Source organism: Microbacterium sp. PM5, assembly GCF_003293595.1.
GTDB lineage: Bacteria > Actinomycetota > Actinomycetes > Actinomycetales > Microbacteriaceae > Microbacterium.
Genome location: NZ_CP022162.1, coordinates 2,628,083 through 2,644,658 on the forward strand (window position 1 = coordinate 2,628,083; position 16,576 = coordinate 2,644,658).

At 69.8% G+C, this 16,576-nt stretch carries 15 protein-coding genes; 9 read left to right on the forward strand and 6 right to left on the reverse strand.

What is annotated here, in order from left to right:
* Nucleotide 1: 1 nt before the first annotated feature.
* From tsaB to CEP17_RS12530, 4 genes are read left to right on the forward strand one after another with little or no spacing between them, the layout of a single operon-like run.
* Nucleotides 2-694 (forward strand): tRNA (adenosine(37)-N6)-threonylcarbamoyltransferase complex dimerization subunit type 1 TsaB, encoded by a 693-nt coding sequence (gene tsaB / locus CEP17_RS12515; protein ID WP_239498532.1) that lies wholly within the window; start codon nucleotides 2-4, stop codon nucleotides 692-694.
* Entirely contained in the window at nucleotides 691-1,188 is a 498-nt protein-coding gene (gene rimI, locus CEP17_RS12520) for a ribosomal protein S18-alanine N-acetyltransferase (protein ID WP_112932461.1), read from the forward strand. Before tsaB ends, rimI begins: the two co-directional genes overlap by 4 nt.
* Nucleotides 1,185-2,252, forward strand: a complete 1,068-nt coding sequence (gene tsaD / locus CEP17_RS12525; protein ID WP_039413420.1) for a tRNA (adenosine(37)-N6)-threonylcarbamoyltransferase complex transferase subunit TsaD — start codon at nucleotides 1,185-1,187, stop codon at nucleotides 2,250-2,252. Before rimI ends, tsaD begins: the two co-directional genes overlap by 4 nt.
* On the forward strand, nucleotides 2,249-2,743 hold the full coding sequence (locus CEP17_RS12530; RefSeq protein ID WP_112932462.1) for a hypothetical protein: 495 nt from the start codon (nucleotides 2,249-2,251) through the stop codon (nucleotides 2,741-2,743). The genes tsaD and CEP17_RS12530 overlap by 4 nt, the downstream gene beginning before the upstream one ends.
* A gap of 25 nt (nucleotides 2,744-2,768) precedes the next feature.
* Here CEP17_RS12530 and CEP17_RS12535 read toward each other — a convergent pair whose 3' ends face one another.
* Together CEP17_RS12535 and CEP17_RS12540 are read right to left on the reverse strand one after the other, a co-directional pair.
* Complete coding sequence (locus CEP17_RS12535) at nucleotides 2,769-3,962, reverse strand: class I SAM-dependent methyltransferase (RefSeq protein ID WP_112932463.1); 1,194 nt, start codon at nucleotides 3,960-3,962, stop codon at nucleotides 2,769-2,771.
* A 23-nt stretch (nucleotides 3,963-3,985) separates the two neighbouring features.
* Nucleotides 3,986-5,278 carry a PHB depolymerase family esterase gene (locus CEP17_RS12540; protein ID WP_112932464.1) on the reverse strand — a complete coding sequence of 431 codons (1,293 nt, stop codon included), beginning with the start codon at nucleotides 5,276-5,278 and terminating at the stop codon, nucleotides 3,986-3,988.
* Nucleotides 5,279-5,519: 241 nt separating this feature from the next.
* Between CEP17_RS12540 and groES the strand changes: the two genes are divergently transcribed.
* From groES to CEP17_RS12555, 3 genes are all read left to right on the forward strand, one after another.
* Nucleotides 5,520-5,816: a co-chaperone GroES gene (gene groES, locus CEP17_RS12545; RefSeq protein ID WP_005050391.1), complete on the forward strand. Its 297-nt coding sequence runs from the start codon at nucleotides 5,520-5,522 to the stop codon at nucleotides 5,814-5,816.
* 141 nt (nucleotides 5,817-5,957) lie between these two features.
* Complete coding sequence (gene rarD, locus CEP17_RS12550) at nucleotides 5,958-6,890, forward strand: EamA family transporter RarD (protein ID WP_112932465.1); 933 nt, start codon at nucleotides 5,958-5,960, stop codon at nucleotides 6,888-6,890.
* Between the two features lie 170 nt (nucleotides 6,891-7,060).
* Complete coding sequence (locus tag CEP17_RS12555) at nucleotides 7,061-8,395, forward strand: ABC transporter substrate-binding protein (RefSeq protein ID WP_112932466.1); 1,335 nt, start codon at nucleotides 7,061-7,063, stop codon at nucleotides 8,393-8,395.
* A 259-nt stretch (nucleotides 8,396-8,654) separates the two neighbouring features.
* Here CEP17_RS12555 and CEP17_RS12560 read toward each other — a convergent pair whose 3' ends face one another.
* Genes CEP17_RS12560 through CEP17_RS12575 form a run of 4 tightly spaced genes read right to left on the reverse strand, consistent with a single transcriptional unit; the run spans nucleotide 8,655 to nucleotide 12,789 of the window.
* Entirely contained in the window at nucleotides 8,655-9,440 is a 786-nt protein-coding gene (locus tag CEP17_RS12560) for an ABC transporter ATP-binding protein (protein WP_005050387.1), read from the reverse strand.
* A complete protein-coding gene (locus CEP17_RS12565) occupies nucleotides 9,437-10,450 on the reverse strand; it encodes an ABC transporter ATP-binding protein (protein ID WP_112932467.1) in 1,014 nt (337 codons plus the stop codon). The genes CEP17_RS12560 and CEP17_RS12565 overlap by 4 nt, the downstream gene beginning before the upstream one ends.
* Nucleotides 10,443-11,438: a branched-chain amino acid ABC transporter permease gene (locus tag CEP17_RS12570; RefSeq protein WP_036322111.1), complete on the reverse strand. Its 996-nt coding sequence runs from the start codon at nucleotides 11,436-11,438 to the stop codon at nucleotides 10,443-10,445. The genes CEP17_RS12565 and CEP17_RS12570 overlap by 8 nt, the downstream gene beginning before the upstream one ends.
* A 10-nt stretch (nucleotides 11,439-11,448) precedes the next feature.
* Nucleotides 11,449-12,789 carry a branched-chain amino acid ABC transporter permease gene (locus tag CEP17_RS12575; RefSeq protein WP_112932468.1) on the reverse strand — a complete coding sequence of 447 codons (1,341 nt, stop codon included), beginning with the start codon at nucleotides 12,787-12,789 and terminating at the stop codon, nucleotides 11,449-11,451.
* Nucleotides 12,790-13,150: 361 nt separating this feature from the next.
* Here CEP17_RS12575 and guaB point away from each other — a divergent pair, with 361 nt between their 5' ends.
* Nucleotides 13,151-14,653, forward strand: a complete 1,503-nt coding sequence (gene guaB / locus CEP17_RS12580; RefSeq protein WP_039413362.1) for an IMP dehydrogenase — start codon at nucleotides 13,151-13,153, stop codon at nucleotides 14,651-14,653.
* Between the two features lie 229 nt (nucleotides 14,654-14,882).
* On the forward strand, nucleotides 14,883-16,571 hold the full coding sequence (locus CEP17_RS12585) for an ATP-binding cassette domain-containing protein (protein WP_112932469.1): 1,689 nt from the start codon (nucleotides 14,883-14,885) through the stop codon (nucleotides 16,569-16,571).
* The last annotated feature ends 5 nt before the right edge of the window (nucleotides 16,572-16,576 follow it).

Genomic DNA, 16,576 nt, shown 5'->3' on the forward strand with positions numbered 1-16,576 from the left:
GGTGATCCTCGGCATCGACACCTCGCTCGGCACCGCCGTCGGCGTCGTCGATCCCGACGGCGCGGTCCGCGCCGACCGCACCAGCGACAACCCGCTCGGCCACGCCGAAGTCATCGGCGACCTCCTGCGCGACGCGCTCGCCGACGCGGCCCGGGGCCCGATCGGACAGACCGGGGCGGCAGAGCCGGTCAGCCTCACACACGTCGCCGCCGGCATGGGGCCGGGCCCCTTCACGGGGCTGCGTGTGGGTATCGCCGCCGCGCGCGCCTTCGCTCTCGCGCGGAACCTTCCGGTCGTCGCCGTGCCCAGTCACGACGCGGCAGCCCTGGCGATCCTCCTCGACGATGCCCTCGCCGATCCGTACGCGCCCGCACGCCGATTCGCCGTCGTGACCGACGCCCGCCGGCGTGAGGTCGCGTACTCGGTCTACGAGGGCATGGATGCCGACGGTCTTCCGATCCGCGCGACGGGACCAGCCCTCGCCCTGCGCACCGAGATCGACGCGGTGCTGTCCGCACACGAGGCGGACCGCGTCGAGGTGACGACGATCAGCGCGGCCATGCTCGCCGTCGTCGCGTCCCGCGCCGTCGCCGCGGGACGCGAGCTCGCCGGTCCGGAGCCGCTCTACCTGCGCGCGCCTGACGTCACGCTGCCCAAGAGCGTCGCCCGCCCGGGCGTCGAGGGGCGCGCATGACGCTGCGCGCCGCCACCGTCGACGACCTCGCGGAGATCATGGACCTCGAACGCGCGTCGTTTCCGACCGACGCGTGGAGCGAGCCGATGATGCGCGAAGAGCTGCTCTCACCCCACGCGCACTACCTGGTCGACGTGGAGGCGGGGCGGTTGCTCGCATACGGCGGGGTGCGCGCCGTCGCGCGCGCCGCCGATGCCGACATCCAGACGATCACCGTCGCCGCGTCCGCGCGGGGCCGCGGGCGGGGGCGGACCCTGCTGCGGGCGCTCCTGGAGGCAGCGCGACAGCGCGGGGCGCGCGAGGTGTTCCTCGAGGTGCGTGCCGACAACCCGACCGCCGCCGCACTGTACGTCTCAGAGGGGTTCCTCGAGATCGCGCGTCGCCCCCGCTACTACCAGCCCGACGACGTGGATGCCGTCGTCATGAAGCTCGACCTCGTCGCTTGGGCCGCCGAGCGGCACGCGCAGACGCAGACCGGGGGAGTGTGCTCATGACCGTTCGTGAACCGCTTGTGCTCGGCATCGAGACCAGCTGTGACGAGACCGGCATCGGCATCGTCCGGGGACGCACCCTGCTCAGCAACACCATCTCGAGCTCGATGGACGAGCACGCCCGCTTCGGCGGGGTCGTGCCCGAGGTCGCCGCCCGCGCGCACCTCGAAGCTCTGCAGCCGGCGATCGACGCGGCCGTGGCCGAGGCCGGCATCGCCCTCACCGACGTGGATGCCGTCGCCGTCACGAGCGGGCCCGGTCTCGCCGGAGCGCTCATGGTCGGCATCGGCGCCGCCAAAGCGCTCGCCGTCGGCCTCGACAAGCCGCTGTACGCCGTCAACCACCTCGTCGGGCACATCGCCGCCGATCTGCTCACCGGCGAGGACGTCGACTACCCCACCGTCGCGCTGCTGGTCAGCGGCGGACACACCTCGCTGCTGCTCGTCCGCGATCTCGTGAGCGATGTGGAGCTTCTCGGCGAGACCCTCGACGACGCCGCCGGTGAGGCCTTCGACAAGATCGCCCGGATTCTCGGACTGCCCTACCCCGGCGGACCGGAGATCGACCGCGCCGCGGCGGGCGGCGACCCGGCCGCCATCCACTTCCCGCGCGGGCTGTCGCGCGCCTCCGACATGGCGGCGCACCGCTACGACTTCTCCTTCTCCGGTCTGAAGACGGCCGTGGCGCGCTGGGTCGAGCAGGCCGAGGCCTCGGGGCAGCAGGTCGCGGTGGGAGATGTCGCGGCATCCTTCCGCGAAGCCGTCGTCGATGTGCTCGTCACCAAAGCACTCGATGCGTGCGCGCAGCACGGCGTGCCGCGCCTGCTGCTCGGGGGCGGCGTCATCGCCAACCGGCGCCTGCGCGAGGTCGCGCTGGCGCGCGCGGCCGAAGCGGGAGTCGCCGTGCGCATCCCGCCGCTGAGCCTGTGCACCGACAACGGGGCCATGATCGCCGCGCTCGCGTCGGAGCTGATCGCGAGTGGACGCGCTCCCTCGAGCCTCGCCTTCGGTGCCGACTCGACGTTGCCGGTGACCGAGATCCAGGTCGCCGGGGAGGCCACGGGATGAGCGACGACCGCCCCGACACGGCGCCCGACGACGTTCCGCCGCCGCGCATCGACGCCCGTCTGGAGGCGCCATCGGCCGACGTCGCGCCCGCGGGCACGGCGGCCCTGCCCGGAGCGCATCGCGGCGGCTTCCAGCGCGAACTCACCGAGCCGGTGCCGGTTGCGGTCGGCGCGCCGGTGGAGCCGGATGCCGCGACCACGGGGTCGTGGACACCCGAACCTGACGTGCGCTGGGCGCCGACGCCGCCGGTGCTGCCTCGCAGCGCCTCGTGGGCTCTCGCCCTCGCCGTCGTGGCACTGATCGTCTCGCTGGTCGTCGGCTGGGGCGTGCTCATCGGCATCCTGGCCGCGGTGCTCGCCGTGGTCGCGCTGCGCCGTCCCTGGGAGAGTCGGGCCGTCGCGGTCTGGGCGCTGTGCCTGAGCCTGCTGTCGCTCGCCTACAGCGCGGGCTGGCTGTGGTGGGCGTCGACCCAGGGGCCGCTGTTCGGCTGACGGCGCCGCGCCGGCGCGATCGGCGTCAGCGGGTGACGCGCTCGGCGAGCAGCGCGACGCGTGAGGTCCCCGCACGCGTGAGGATGAGCGTCGCGGCGCGCGGACCGGTCAGCTTCAGCTGGGTGCGAAGGATGGCGGGGTCGACGTCGACGCCGCGCTTCTTGATCTCCAGCGTTCCGATCTCCCGCTCGCGCAGGGCGCGCCGGAGCGCCTTCACATCCGAGGGCAGCTCCTCCAGGATGCGGAAGGACTGCACGAAGGGGCTCGTGATCTCGGCATCGGAGGTCAGGTAGGCGATGCCGGGGGCGAGCATTCCGGCGTCGAGGCGGCGAGCCACCTCGCCGATGAGGCGCGCACGGATGACAGCGCCCTCCGGCTCGTGGACGAAGGCGCCGAGCGGCCGTGTCTCGGCATCCTCGGCATCGGACGCAGCGGTCAGCTCGGCGGCGCTGTCGGAGCGGACGACGAGGGCCGAGCGGCGAACACCGTCGCGAGCGAGCGTTCCGGTCCAGACCACGAGCTCGATCGTCGACCCGTCGACGCTGATCCACTGCGCCTCCGCATCCGCGGGGATCTGTGCCCGGTCGAAGGCCGGTCCGAGTTTGATGCCCGCGGGCATCCGCTGCGCCAGCGCGAAGACCCATTCCAGCGGCGGCGACCAGTCGCCCGCGGCGACCCGCACCGTTTCGGTATGGCCGGCCGTGCGTCGGGCCGGATCGAGCCACACCGCCTCGACGCCGTCGAGGGCGACCTCCTCGGCGCGGGCATGGCGCACGGTCGCGGACTCGCCGAACGGGGCGAGGTTGTACGCGGCCAGGGCGGCCGTGGTCTCGTCGGCGTCGACCGCGAGCACGTCGAGGCCGATCCCGGCGAACGCGAGCGCATCCCCGCCGATGCCGCAGCCGAGGTCGGCGACGCGGTGCACTCCGGCGTCGCGGAACCGGCCCGCGTGGCGGGCGCCCACCGACAGCCGTGTGGCCTGTTCGAGACCCGCCCGCGTGAACAGCATGCGGTCGGCGAACGCCCCGAACTTCGCGCGCGCCCGCGTCCGCAGCCGCGCCTGGCCGACGGCGGCCGAGACGAGCTCGGGCGACAGCCCCTGCGCCCGCAGCCGTGACACGGTGCGCGCCACCTCGTCGGCGGAGTCGATGGCACCGAGCTCATCGGCCAGCCGCAGCCCCTCGGGGGTGAGCAGGGCGGTGAGCTCGGCGCGTTCCATCCCGCCAGCCTATGCGGGGCTGCTCAGCACCCGCTCACCTTCGTCCAGCGCGATGCCGACGTCTGCTGCAGACTCGTCACGGTCGCATCCCCCTGCCCCAGGTAGTCCAGGCTGCCCACCGCGTAATACGGGTTGTAGGGATTGACGCCGTAGCTGGTCGCCCGGCCCGCGGCCTTGTGGGCGGCATTGGTCGCGCTCACGCACGTCGCGCCCGGTGCGGTCGGCGTCGGGCTGGGGCTCGCGGTCGGCGTGGCCGTCGGCGTCGGCGTGGGCGTCGGCGTCGGACTCGGTGTCGCCGCGCGGTCGACCCGCCGGTTGTGCGCGAAGAAGAAGCCGGTCACGTACGCGGGGTAGTCGATGCTGTTGGTCGAGACGTACGAGCCGCCCGGCCCGCCGCCGGCCGGCCAGTTGTGACCGAGGCCGGTGTTCTGGATGAGCGAGACGCGCGGACCCGCGGCATCCGCGTACATCGTGCCCGACCCCGCCGTGTTGGTGCCGGCCAGCCCCGCCATCGAGAACGTCGACGACGACCCGGCGCCGTAGATGCCGGCCATGATCTGCGCGTTGAGAGTGTTGTAGCCCGTCGCGACCGTGGTGTCATTCGATCCGTAGATCACCGAGGTGAGCTGGCTCGAGAACGATGCGGATGCCGAGCCGGCGAAGGTGCGGCACGTGGCCGTGCCCTGAGCCTGCGAGACGGCGACGCTGCCGATCTGTCCCGACGTCGTGCCGACGGTCGGTCCGGCATTGATGCCGATGCCGGCGAACACGTCGGGGGCGAGGCACCCCATCACCATGGTCTCGCCGCCGCCGGAGGACAGGCCCGAGAGGTACACCTGCGCCGGGTCGATGCCGAGCGCCGCGCGGCCGGTGAGCGCCGACACCAGCGCCAACAGGTTGTCGTCATGGCGGGCGGGTGCGGTGCGCGAATGGTTGCCGTCGTAGTAGTCCCAGCATCCGAGCACCACACCCCCGCCCGGGGCGTCGGGAAGGGCGACGACCATGCCGTACTGCTCCGCCGTCGCGGCCCAGTTGCCGGCGGTCTGCAGGGTCGACGCCGTCTGCACGCACCCGTGCAGGCTGATCATCAGCGCGCGGCCGTTGCCCAGGGTCGCGGCGCTCGCCGGCGTGTAGAGCCGCACGCTCATGCCCGCGATCGACTCGGTCGTCCACGACCCCGTCGCCGCCGCAGCGGGGCTCGTGGCCGGTGCGGCCAGGAGGGCGCCGACAGCCAGGGCCGCCGCCGTCAGGGCCGCGGCCAGCGCGCGTCGCCGCCGATGAGCGGGGTGATCCGTCGTGAGGTCGGGGGTGGTCATCGGTCGACTCCGATCCCGCTCCCGCCATCGTCCGGGCACCGTTGCCCGGTCGTCCCGGTCGTGGGAGCGCAGGTCCGATGGTAAGTGAAACATGATTCATGTAACAGGGGGGTGACGGTCTCGCAGAGTTGGCACTCGCGTTGCACGAGTGCCAGCCGCGCTCTAGACTTCTGTTAGCACTCCACCCCTGTGGGTGCTAACGAGTCTTGAAGCATCACGCCCAGCAAGAAAGAGGTAGACCGTGTCGGTTTCCATCAAGCCGCTCGAGGACCGCATCGTCATCAAGCAGGTCGAGGCTGAGCAGGTCACGTCCAGTGGCCTCGTCATCCCTGACACCGCCAAGGAGAAGCCCCAGGAGGGCGAGGTCGTGGCCGTGGGCCCCGGCCGCATCGACGACAACGGCAACCGCGTGCCGCTCGACGTCGCCGTCGGTGACCGCGTCATCTACAGCAAGTACGGCGGCACCGAGGTGAAGTTCGGCGGCGACGAGTTCCTCGTCCTGTCGGCCCGCGACGTTCTGGCGGTCGTCGTCCGCTGACGATCGCACACGACGATGGCCCCCGGGGTAGCCCGGGGGCCATCGTCGTTAACGCGGATTGGCGGAGGAACGACGACCAACGGCAGGATGCCTCGGCATCCGTCGGTCCGAACATGTCACGACCGTCGTAGGCTTTCTCTCATGACACCCGCCGAGACCGCACGTGAAGAGCGGCGCGGGGGGATCTCCGCCTTCGCGGCGTACTTCCTCTGGGGATTCATGCCCCTCTACTTCCTGCTGCTGGCGCCCATCGGGCCGTGGGAGATCGTCGTCTGGCGCATTCTCTTCTCCCTCGCGTTCTGCGCGATCCTGCTGACGCTCACCCGCACGTGGGGCAAGCTCATCGCGATCCTGCGCGATCGACGGCTCGTGTTCTGGACGATCATCGCGGGCCTGCTGATCTATGTGAACTGGCAGGTGTTCCTGATCGGCATCCTCACCGGGCACGTCATCGAGGGGAGCCTCGGGTACTTCATCAACCCGATCGTGACCGTGCTGCTGGGCGTGATCGTGCTGAAGGAGCGTCTGCGGCTGGCGCAGTGGATCGCGATCGGGTTCGCGGGACTGGCCGTGATCGTCATCATCGTCGCCTACGGATCGTTCCCGTGGATCGCGCTGACCCTGGCGGCGAGCTTCGGCACCTACGGTCTCGTGAAGAAGCAGATCGGTCCTCGGGTCGATGCGATCAGCGGCCTCACCCTGGAATCTCTCTGGCTCACCCCGATCGCCCTCATCCAGCTGGTCGTGGTCGCCGCCACCACCGGCCTCGTCTTCGGCACCCAGGGCGCCGGGCACACCGTTCTCGTCACCCTTGCCGGCGTCGTCACCGCTGTTCCGCTGCTGCTGTTCGCTGCGGGTGCGCGACGGGCGCCGCTCACCGTGATCGGCTTGCTGCAGTTCGTGGCCCCCATCCTGCAGTTCATCACCGGCGCGTGGATCCTGCACGAGCCGATGCCGCTCGAACGCTGGATCGGGTTCGCGCTGGTGTGGGTCGCGCTGGTCGTGCTGAGCGTCGATTCCGTGGTGTCGTCGCGGCGGGCCCGAAACGTCTCGGACGTCGCCGATCTGGTCTGAGAACGTCTCGACGACGTGAGCGGCGCCCGCGCGACGTTCATAACGATTGCGTCGCGGTGCTTCTCTTCGATGCGTGCGCGAAACATCCTGGTGACACAGCAGGTTTAGCGTTCAAGCCAGACCGCGGAGCCCGTGCGCCGCGCGATGTCATCGAAGAAAGGGAAGAACCCATGGTTCATCGCAACAAGGCGCTCATCGCCGCGTTTGCGCTCGCGGGCGCCGCGTCGCTCGCCCTCGCAGGGTGCTCCAGCTCGGGCGGAGGCGGCACCACGTCGGCTCCCACGGCAACCTCGACGGGGTCGGCGGACCCTGCCGCCGCCTGCACGCCCGGCACGCCCTCGACCGGACCGTTCACTCTCGCGACGATCCTGCCGCAGACCGGTTCGCTGGCCTACCTCAACCCGCCCGCCGAGGCCGGCTACGGCCTCGCCGTCGAAGACATCGACGCCGCCGGCGGCGTGCTCGGCCAGCCGATCAAGGTCGGCCCGATCACCGACTCCGGCGCCTCGTCGGACCTGTCGGTCTCCACCGCCTCGGCTGCGCAGATCGCCTCCTCCGACGCGCAGGTCGTGCTCGGTGCCGAGTCCTCGAGCGTCAGCCTCAACTTCGTCGACACCATCGTCTCGAAGTGCAAGGTGCAGATCTCGCCCGCGAACACCGCGACCGAGCTCTCCGGTTACTCCAGCTACTACTTCCGCACCGCTCCGCCGGACACGGTGCAGGGCTCGGCGCTGGGCAACCTCGTCATCGGTGACGGCGTCCAGAAGGTCGCGTTCATCGTCTTCAACGACGCGTACGGCACCGGCCTGCGCGATGTCGTCGAAGACACCGTCACCAAGGCGGGCGGCGAAGTCGTCTACGGCGCCAAGGGCAAGGGCCAGGAGTTCGCTCCCGGTCAGAAGACCTTCTCCTCCGAGGTGTCGGCGGCTCTGGCGGCCAAGCCCGACGCGATCGTGATCCTCGCCTTCGACGAGACCAAGCAGATCGTCCCCGAGCTGAAGGCTCAGGGCTGGGATCTGTCGAAGACGTACCTCGTCGACGGCAACACGGCCGACTACAGCAAGGACTTCGAGGCGGGCACGCTCACCGGCGCCCAGGGCACCATTCCCGGCGCCCAGCCCGACCCCGAGTTCAAGCAGCGCCTCGTGGACTTCTACAAGAAGAGCGCGAACGCCGACCTGAAGGACTTCTCGTACGCTCCCGAGTCCTACGACGCCATCGTGCTCGCGGCACTGGCCGCCGAGAAGGGCAAGGGCACCGACGGTCCGACGATCCAGGCGAACCTCGCCGCGGTCTCGGGCACCACCAACGGTGAGAAGTGCTCCGACTACGCCTCGTGCCTCGCGCTCATCAAGAGCGGCAAGGACATCACCTACACGGGTAAGGCGGGCATTGGTCCGTTCAACTCCCAGAACGACCCGTCGAGCGCCTACATCGGCATCTACAAGTTCGACGCGAACAACACTCCCGTCTTCCAGAAGTCCATCCAGGGCTCCGTGAACTGACACCTGCGCACGACAGAAGGGGCGGATGCCGCGGCATCCGCCCCTTCTTCGTGTCTCGGCGCGCAGCCGGCGGGTGAATATGCCCGCCGCGGCATCCGTTCTCCCGTCGCCAGCGCCGTCAACAGATGCGGACGCGGTCAACGGACGCGGATGCCGTGCCGTTCGGCGTCCGCATCCGTTGCGCATCTCCGCATCGAAAGCCGCGCGCATGCAGAAGGGGCCTCGCCGAGACGGCGAGGCCCCTTCTGTCCCTGAGCGGTCAGTCCGAGTGCGACGCCTCGACATCCGCGGCGAGCGTGCCGAGGTACAGCTCGATGACCTTCGGGTCCTTCGCGAGTTCGCGTCCCGCGCCCTCGTAGGCATTGCGGCCCTGGTCGAGGACGTACGCGCGGTCGCAGATCTGCAGGCAGCGACGGGCGTTCTGCTCCACCATGATGATGGTCACACCGGTCTTGTTGATCTCCCGCGTGCGGATGAACGTCTCGTCCTGGCGAACGGGGGACAGGCCCGCGCTGGGCTCGTCCAGCAGGAGCACCTTCGGCTTCATCATGAGGGCGCGCGCCATGGCGACCGACTGGCGCTCGCCGCCGGAGAGCGATCCGGCGCGCTGCTTGCGACGCTCGCCCAGCACGGGAAAGAGCTCCCAGATCTCGGCGACGCGGCTCTGGAACTCCTTGGGTCGCAAGAACATGCCCATCTGCATGTTCTCCTCGATCGTCAGGGAGGGGAAGACGTTGTTCGTCTGGGGAACGAAGCCGATCCCCGCCTGCACCAGCTGGTTGGCCTTCTGGTTGGTGATGTCCTCGCCCTCCAGCGTCACGGCGCCGGAGCGGACGTTGACGAGGCCGAAGAGGGCCTTCAGCAGCGTCGACTTGCCGGCGCCGTTGGGGCCGATGATTCCGACGAGCTCACCCGGAAACGCCTCTAGGGTGCAGTCGTTGAGGATGTTGACGCCCGGCAGGTAGCCGGCGACGAGGCTGTCGGCCTTGACGACCGGCGTCGCCGTCGGTGCCTCGGGCGCAGCCGCGGCGGATGGCATGCTCATTTGTGGTCGTCCTCCTGCTCGGCCTCGGCTTCGACCTCGGCCTCGATCTGGGTGATGAGGCCCGTGTTCACGGCGGCATCGTCGCCGAGATCGGTGTCGTGATACGCGCCCAAGTAGGCGTCGATCACGGCCGGGTTCTTCATGACGCGCTCCGGATCGCCCTCGGCGACGACCTCGCCCTGGGCCATGACGACCACCCAGTCGGAGATGTGGCGCACCATGTGCATGTCGTGCTCGACGAACAGCACGGTCGTGCCGTCGTTGCGCAGCGCCTGGATGTGCTCGAGCAGGCTCTGCGTGAGCGCGGGGTTGACGCCGGCCATGGGCTCGTCGAGCATGATCATCTTCGGATCGCTCATCAGGGCCCGAGCCATCTCGAGAAGCTTCTTCTGCCCGCCGGAGAGGCTTCCGGCCATGTCGTCGCGCTTGGTGTCGAGCTTGAAGCGCTGCAGCAGCTCCTCGGCTTTGGCGATGTTCGCCTTCTCGGCGCCGCCCCACAGCGGCTTGACGAGGCCGACCGCCAGGTTCTCACCGGGGTTGTCCTTCGCGCCGATCAGCATGTTGTCGAGCACCGTCATGCGCGACAGTGCCTTCGTCAGCTGGAACGTGCGCACCATGCCGGCACGGGCCACCTTGGATGCCGCGGTGTTGCCGAGCGTGCGTCCGTCGAACGACCACTTGGCAGCCTCGGCCGGCGAAGGCCCCCCGAAGAGCTTCTTCGCCGACGACGGCTTGTCGAAGCCGGTGATGAGGTTGAAGAACGTGGTCTTGCCGGCGCCGTTCGGGCCGATCAGCGCCGTGATCGCGCCGCGCTGCACCTCGAGGTGGTCGACGTCGACGGCCGTCATCCCGCCGAAGCGTCGCACGATGTTGTCGACCACGAGGATGGGATCGGGCTTGGCCGAGCCGGGCGTCTCCGCGACGTTCAGCAGCGTGGAGCGGATGGCCTGTGTGATTGCGCCGGGCTCCTGCGAGACCGGAACGGCGCGGTCGGCGGTCTGGTCAGGCATTGAAGCTCAACTCCTTCTTATTGCCGAGGATGCCCTGTGGTCGGAAGATCACCAGCAGCATGAGAGCGATGCCGATCAGCACCCACGACAGCCACTGCGTCTGCTGCGTGTTGAGGATCGACGCCGGGATGTACTCGCCGGCGATCTGCACGATCGCGATGCGCACGACGAAGAAGATGATCGATCCGAGCAGCGGGCCGAAGATCGTGGCGGCGCCGCCCAGCAGCATGATCGTCCACAGGTTGAACGTGAGCGGGCGGCCGAAGCCGTCGGGCTGCACGGAGGCCGGCAGCACCACCAGGATGCCGGCGATGCCGCCGAGCACCCCGCCGATGATGAGCGCCTGCATCTTGTAGGAGTACGAGCTCTTGCCGAGGCTGCGTACGGCGTCCTCGTCCTCGCGGATGCCCTTGAGCACGCGACCCCACGGGCTGCGCATGGCCAGCCAGGTGAACAGCAGGGCGATGGCGACGAGGGTCCACGCGACCAGGCGCGTCCACCAGTCGTTGCCCGACCCCGGGTCGGTGTTGGGGTAGGAGAACCACAGGATCTGCGTGGTGCCCGGAGGCAGGATCGACAGGCTCGTGAACGCCCCGCGGTATTCGGGTCCGACGAGGCCCGTCGACCCGCCGGTCACGTCGGCGAGAGCGGACAGGCGTCCGACCATGCGCACGATCTCGGCCGCACAGATCGTGACGATCGCGAGGTAGTCGCCGCGCAGTCGCAGGGTCGGGATGCCGAGCACGAAGGCGAAGACGACACACGCCACGATCGCGACGAGAACCCCCAACCAGAAGCCGCCGCCGTTGATGACGGTGATCGCGAACCCGTAGGCGCCGAGGAGCATGAAGCCCGCCTGCCCCATGTTCATGAGCCCCGTGTATCCGAAGTGGATGTTGAGGCCGATCGCCGCGATGACGTACGCGGCGGTGATCGGCGCGATCGCGGTCTCGGTGAGCTGCTGCAGCAGCGTGATCCAGAAGTCCATGGCCCTCTCCTTAGCCGACTCGCTCGGCGCGGCCGAAGATGCCCTGCGGCCGGAACAGCAGGATGACGATGAGCAGTGCGAGCGCCGTGGCGTACTTCAGATCGCCCGGCAGCCAGATGTTCGTGAGTTCGACGATGAGGCCGATGACCATCGCACCGGCGAACGCGCCGAACGCGGTGCCGAGCCCGCCGAGGGTGACGGCTGCGAACAGCAGCAGCAGCAGTTGTCCGCCGGTCTCCCAGCCGATGCCGTTGAGGACGAGGCCGAGCAGCACGCCGGCCAAGCCCGCGAGGCCCGAGGCGAGGATCCACACGCCACGGATCACCTTGTCGACGTCGATGCCGGATGCCGAGGCCAGCGCCGGGTTGTCGGAGACCGCGCGCGTGGCGCGACCGAAGCGCGTGTACATCAGGCCGAGCCCGACCGCCGCGATGGCGACGATCGCGATTCCCATCGCGACGTACGACTGGATGGTCAGGGTGACGCCGAGGATCGTCACCGTCGCCGGGTTCGACTTGTCGATGCGCACCGTTCCCGCGCCGATCCACAGCTGCACGACGTACTGCAGGGCGATCGACAGGCCGATCGACACGATCATCATCTGGGTCAGGCTCAGCCGGCGCCGCCGCAACGGCTTCCACAGCGCGGCATCCTGCACCCATCCCAGCGCCGCCATCACGACGACGGCGAGGCCGCCGCCGAGCCAGAGGTTGCCGGTGAGGGAGGTGAGGAACCAGGCGAGCACACCGCCGATGGTGACGAGCTCGCCGTGGGCGAAGTTGCTGAGGCCGGTGGTGCCGAAGATGAGCGACAGCCCCAGCGAGGCGAGTGCCAGAAGCAGGCCCAGGCGGATGCCCTGCACCGCTTGCTGCCAGAACCGCGGCCAGTCGAACGCGCTCGCGCTGGCGGCGGCGCCGTCCGGGCTGTCGGAGAGCTTGAAGATCGCCGAGACGTCGGAGTGCAGCGTCACGCTGACCTCGCGCGAGTCGGCGCCGTCGAGGTACTGGCCCTGGACAAGAGTCGCGGCATCCACCTTCACCGTGTAGGTGCCGTCCTTCGTGACGGCGAACACCCACCGTCCGGCGCTGTCGGTCGTCGTGGTCGGGCTGGCGCCGACGCCGGGGCCGGAGATCGTCAGTCCCACACCCACCGCGGGTGAGCCGTCGCTCTGGCGGATCGTGCCCTGCACGCACGCCGTGGACGCATCGGCGGAGCACGATGCCGCAGCGGCTGCAGCGGGCTGTGCCGGCAGCAGCACCGCCAGCAGCGTGATCGCGGCGAACAGAAGGGAGACGAGGAGGGCGACTCGTCGTCGCGGATGGACCCCGAGTCTCGCTGAGGACACGAGCATGGCACTCCACTCTGAAATCGACGGCGGCCATCCGGACGGTCGCTCGTTGGTGGGTCGAGGCTACGACCCGGATGTGTCGCGCGTGTTTCGCACAAGAACGTCGTCGCTCCGTCGTTGGAGCTTCGTCGGGGTGCGCATCGTCGCGTGGAGAAACGCTCCCTCAGATGCCGCCCCGCGTCAAGAGGCGAAACGTTCACGTGAACGTATCGAGATGTCCGGGGCGAGCCGCGCGCCGGACGGGCCGGGAGTATCCGCGGAATGCGCGGAGGTCGCCGCGACTTACAATCGGTACACCCGCCTTTCGCGCGCGCGATACACACGCGACCCGCGCGCGCCGCACATGCCAGACACAGGAGAGCACGTGGAGCACAACGACCCGTTCGGTTTCGTCGGATTGACCTATGACGACGTGCTCCTGCTGCCGGGGCACACCGACGTCATCCCCTCCGAGGCCGACACGTCGTCGCGGGTCACCCGCCGCATCACGGTCGCCACCCCGCTGCTGTCGGCGGCGATGGACACCGTCAGCGAGGCGCGGATGGCCATCGCCATGGCTCGCGAGGGTGGACTCGGCATCCTGCATCGCAATCTCGCCATCGCCGAGCAGGCCGCGATGGTCGACCAGGTCAAGCGCAGCGAGTCGGGCATGATCACCGACCCGATCACGACCACTCCGGACGCGACGATCGAAGAGGTCGACACGCTCTGCGGCCAGTACCGCATCTCGGGTCTTCCCGTTGTCGACGACGAGGGGCGACTGCTGGGCATCATCACCAACCGCGACATGCGCTTCGTCTCGGGCTTCGAGCGCCAGACGACGAAGGTTCGCGACGTCATGACCAGCGAGGGCCTCGTGACCGGTCGCGTCGGCATCGGCGCCAACGAGGTCATCGCCCTGTTCGCGCAGCACCGCGTCGAGAAGCTGCCGCTCATCGACGATGACGGCAAGCTGGCGGGCCTCATCACGATCAAGGACTTCGACAAGAGCGAGAAGTACCCGCTGGCGACGAAGGACGACCAGGGGCGCCTGCGCGTCGGTGCGGCGATCGGCTTCTTCGGCGACGCGTGGGAGCGCGCCGAGGCCCTGCGCGACGCGGGTGTCGACGTCATCGTCGTCGATACCGCCAACGGGCAGTCTCAGGGTGTCATCGACATGGTCCGTCGCCTCAAGGCCGATGAGTCGTTCGCGCACATCGACGTCATCGGCGGCAACGTCGCGACCCGGGAGGGCGCACAGGCGCTCATCGAGGCGGGCGTGGATGCCGTCAAGGTCGGCGTCGGCCCGGGTTCGATCTGCACCACCCGCATCGTCGCGGGCGTCGGCGTGCCCCAGGTCACCGCGATCTGGGAGGCCTACCAGGCGGCGCGTGAGGCTGACATCCCGGTCATCGCCGACGGCGGTCTGCAGTACTCGGGTGACATCGCGAAGGCGCTCGTCGCCGGTGCCGACACCGTCATGCTGGGATCGCTCCTGGCCGGCACGGACGAGTCGCCGGGTGAGATCGTCTTCCAGGGCGGAAAGCAGTTCAAGCTCTACCGCGGCATGGGATCGCTCGGGGCGATGCAGACCCGCGGCAAGAAGACGTCGTACTCGAAGGACCGCTACTTCCAAGCGGACATCCCGAGCGACGACAAGCTGATCCCCGAGGGCATCGAGGGTCAGGTGGCCTATCGCGGCCCGGTGTCGGCCGTGGCCTACCAGCTCGTCGGCGGCCTGCGGCAGTCGATGTTCTACGTCGGCGCCCGCACCATCGAGGAGCTGAAGGCGCGCGGCAAGTTCGTCCGCATCACCGCGGCCGGGCTCAAGGAGAGCCACCCGCACGACGTGCAGATCGTCGTCGAGGCGCCCAACTACAAGCGCTGAGCGCGGCCCGCCGCATCCGCGGCCGCGGCATCCGTGGTGTCACGAACTCCGCAGATTCGCACGAACTCCGCACCCAGTCGCGTTATCGGGTGCGGAGTTCGTCACCTTCTGCGGGGTTCGTGAACCGGGCTCGCGCCGGAGCGGCGTGACCGGTTCGCGCGGGCGGGCCGCGACCGGTTAGGCTGGTCGGCTCTGCGCCCGCACCGCGGCGAGGGCGGAAGGACCCGCTGTGGGCTACATCGACATCGCCGCCGTCTCCTTCGTGCTGCCGGACGGCCGACCGCTTCTCGACGAGGTGACGTTCCGGGTGGCCGACGGCAAGACGACGGCCCTCATCGGCCCCAACGGGGCCGGCAAGACCACGCTCCTGCGCCTCATTCGCGGTGAGCTCGCCCCGCAGTCCGGCGTCGTCACGATCGACGGCGGACTGGGTGTCATGGACCAGTTCGTCGGTCACGGCACGGCGGAGCAGTCCATCCACGATCTGCTCGTCTCGGTCGCCCCGGCGCGCGTCGGTGCCGCCGCACGCGAGCTCGAGGATGCCGAGGCCGCCATCATCGACCGCGACGATCTCGACACGCAGATGCGCTACGCGAGTGCCCTCGCGGACTACGCCGAGGCGGGCGGCTACGAGTACGAGACCGTCTGGGACACCTGCACGATCGCGGCTCTCGGCATCCCCTTCGCCCGTGCCCGCTTCCGCGCGTTGACCAGCCTCTCGGGCGGCGAGCAGAAGCGTCTCGCGCTCGAAGCGTTGCTGCGCGGACCCGACGAGGTGCTGCTGCTCGACGAGCCCGACAACTACCTCGATGTGCCCGGCAAGCGCTGGCTCGAAGAGCGTCTGCGCGAGACCCCGAAGACCGTGCTGCTCGTGTCCCACGACCGCGAGCTGCTGGCGCGTGCCGCCGACCGCATCGTGACGTTGGAGCCGGGCGGCGCGGGCAGCAGTGCCTGGGTGCACGGCGGCGGCTTCGACGGCTATCACGCCGCGCGCGAAGACCGGATGGCCCGACTCGACGAGCTGCGCCGCCGGTGGGATGAGCAGCACCTCAAACTGCAGCGGTTCGTCGCCGACATGAAGGCGAAGGCGGCCGCCAGTGACGAGTTCGCCTCCCGTTACCGTGCCGCCCAGACTCGGCTTCGTCGTTTCGAAGACGCCGGCCCGCCCGAAGAGCGTCCGCCCGCGCAGAACCTCGATCTGCGCCTGCGCGGAGCGCGCACCGGCAAGCGCGCGGTCGTCGCCGAGCAGCTGGAGCTGACGGGCTTGATGAAGCCGTTCGACCTGGAGGTCTGGTTCGGCGATCGCATCGCCGTGCTCGGCTCGAACGGGTCGGGCAAGTCCCACTTCCTGCGGCTGCTGGCTCGCGGCGGCACCGATCCCGACGCTCTCCTCGGCCACGTCACCGAGGTCGGCGCCGCGCTCGAGCCGGTCGCCCACAGCGGGCGCGCGGTGCTCGGCGCCCGTGTGCGGCCCGGGTGGTTCGCCCAGACGCACCGCCATCCCGAGTACGTCGGGCGCTCGCTCCTCGACATCCTCCACCGCGGCGACGACCGCAGATCCGGGATGCCGCGCGATGCCGCCAGCTCGGCGCTCGACCGCTACGGCCTGGTCCGTCAGGCGGAGCAGGGCTTCGACAGCCTGTCGGGCGGGCAGCAGGCGCGCTTCCAGGTGCTGCTGCTGGAGCTGTCGGGCGCGACGCTGCTGCTGCTGGACGAGCCCACCGACAACCTCGACCTCGTGTCGGCGGAGGCGCTCGAAGAGGCGCTCGGCCGGTTCGAGGGCACGGTGCTGGCGGTCACGCACGATCGCTGGTTCGCGCGTTCCTTCGATCGCTTCCTGGTCTTCGGCGCGGACGGTCGGGTCGTCGAGTCCGATGAGCCGGTCTGGGACGAGACCCGGGTGCCGCGGGCGCGATAGGGGCG

Bases quoted from the DNA above. Each gene is read 5' to 3' on its own strand.
- rimI (WP_112932461.1), top strand. From the start codon at position 691: ATGACGCTGCGCGCCGCCACCGTCGACGACCTCGCGGAGATCATGGAC.
- tsaD (WP_039413420.1), top strand. From the start codon at position 1,185: ATGACCGTTCGTGAACCGCTTGTGCTCGGCATCGAGACCAGCTGTGAC.
- CEP17_RS12530 (WP_112932462.1), top strand. From the start codon at position 2,249: ATGAGCGACGACCGCCCCGACACGGCGCCCGACGACGTTCCGCCGCCG.
- CEP17_RS12535 (WP_112932463.1), bottom strand. From the start codon at position 3,962: ATGGAACGCGCCGAGCTCACCGCCCTGCTCACCCCCGAGGGGCTGCGG.
- CEP17_RS12540 (WP_112932464.1), bottom strand. From the start codon at position 5,278: ATGACCACCCCCGACCTCACGACGGATCACCCCGCTCATCGGCGGCGA.
- rarD (WP_112932465.1), top strand. From the start codon at position 5,958: ATGACACCCGCCGAGACCGCACGTGAAGAGCGGCGCGGGGGGATCTCC.
- CEP17_RS12555 (WP_112932466.1), top strand. From the start codon at position 7,061: ATGGTTCATCGCAACAAGGCGCTCATCGCCGCGTTTGCGCTCGCGGGC.
- CEP17_RS12560 (WP_005050387.1), bottom strand. From the start codon at position 9,440: ATGAGCATGCCATCCGCCGCGGCTGCGCCCGAGGCACCGACGGCGACG.
- CEP17_RS12565 (WP_112932467.1), bottom strand. From the start codon at position 10,450: ATGCCTGACCAGACCGCCGACCGCGCCGTTCCGGTCTCGCAGGAGCCC.
- CEP17_RS12570 (WP_036322111.1), bottom strand. From the start codon at position 11,438: ATGGACTTCTGGATCACGCTGCTGCAGCAGCTCACCGAGACCGCGATC.
- CEP17_RS12575 (WP_112932468.1), bottom strand. From the start codon at position 12,789: ATGCTCGTGTCCTCAGCGAGACTCGGGGTCCATCCGCGACGACGAGTC.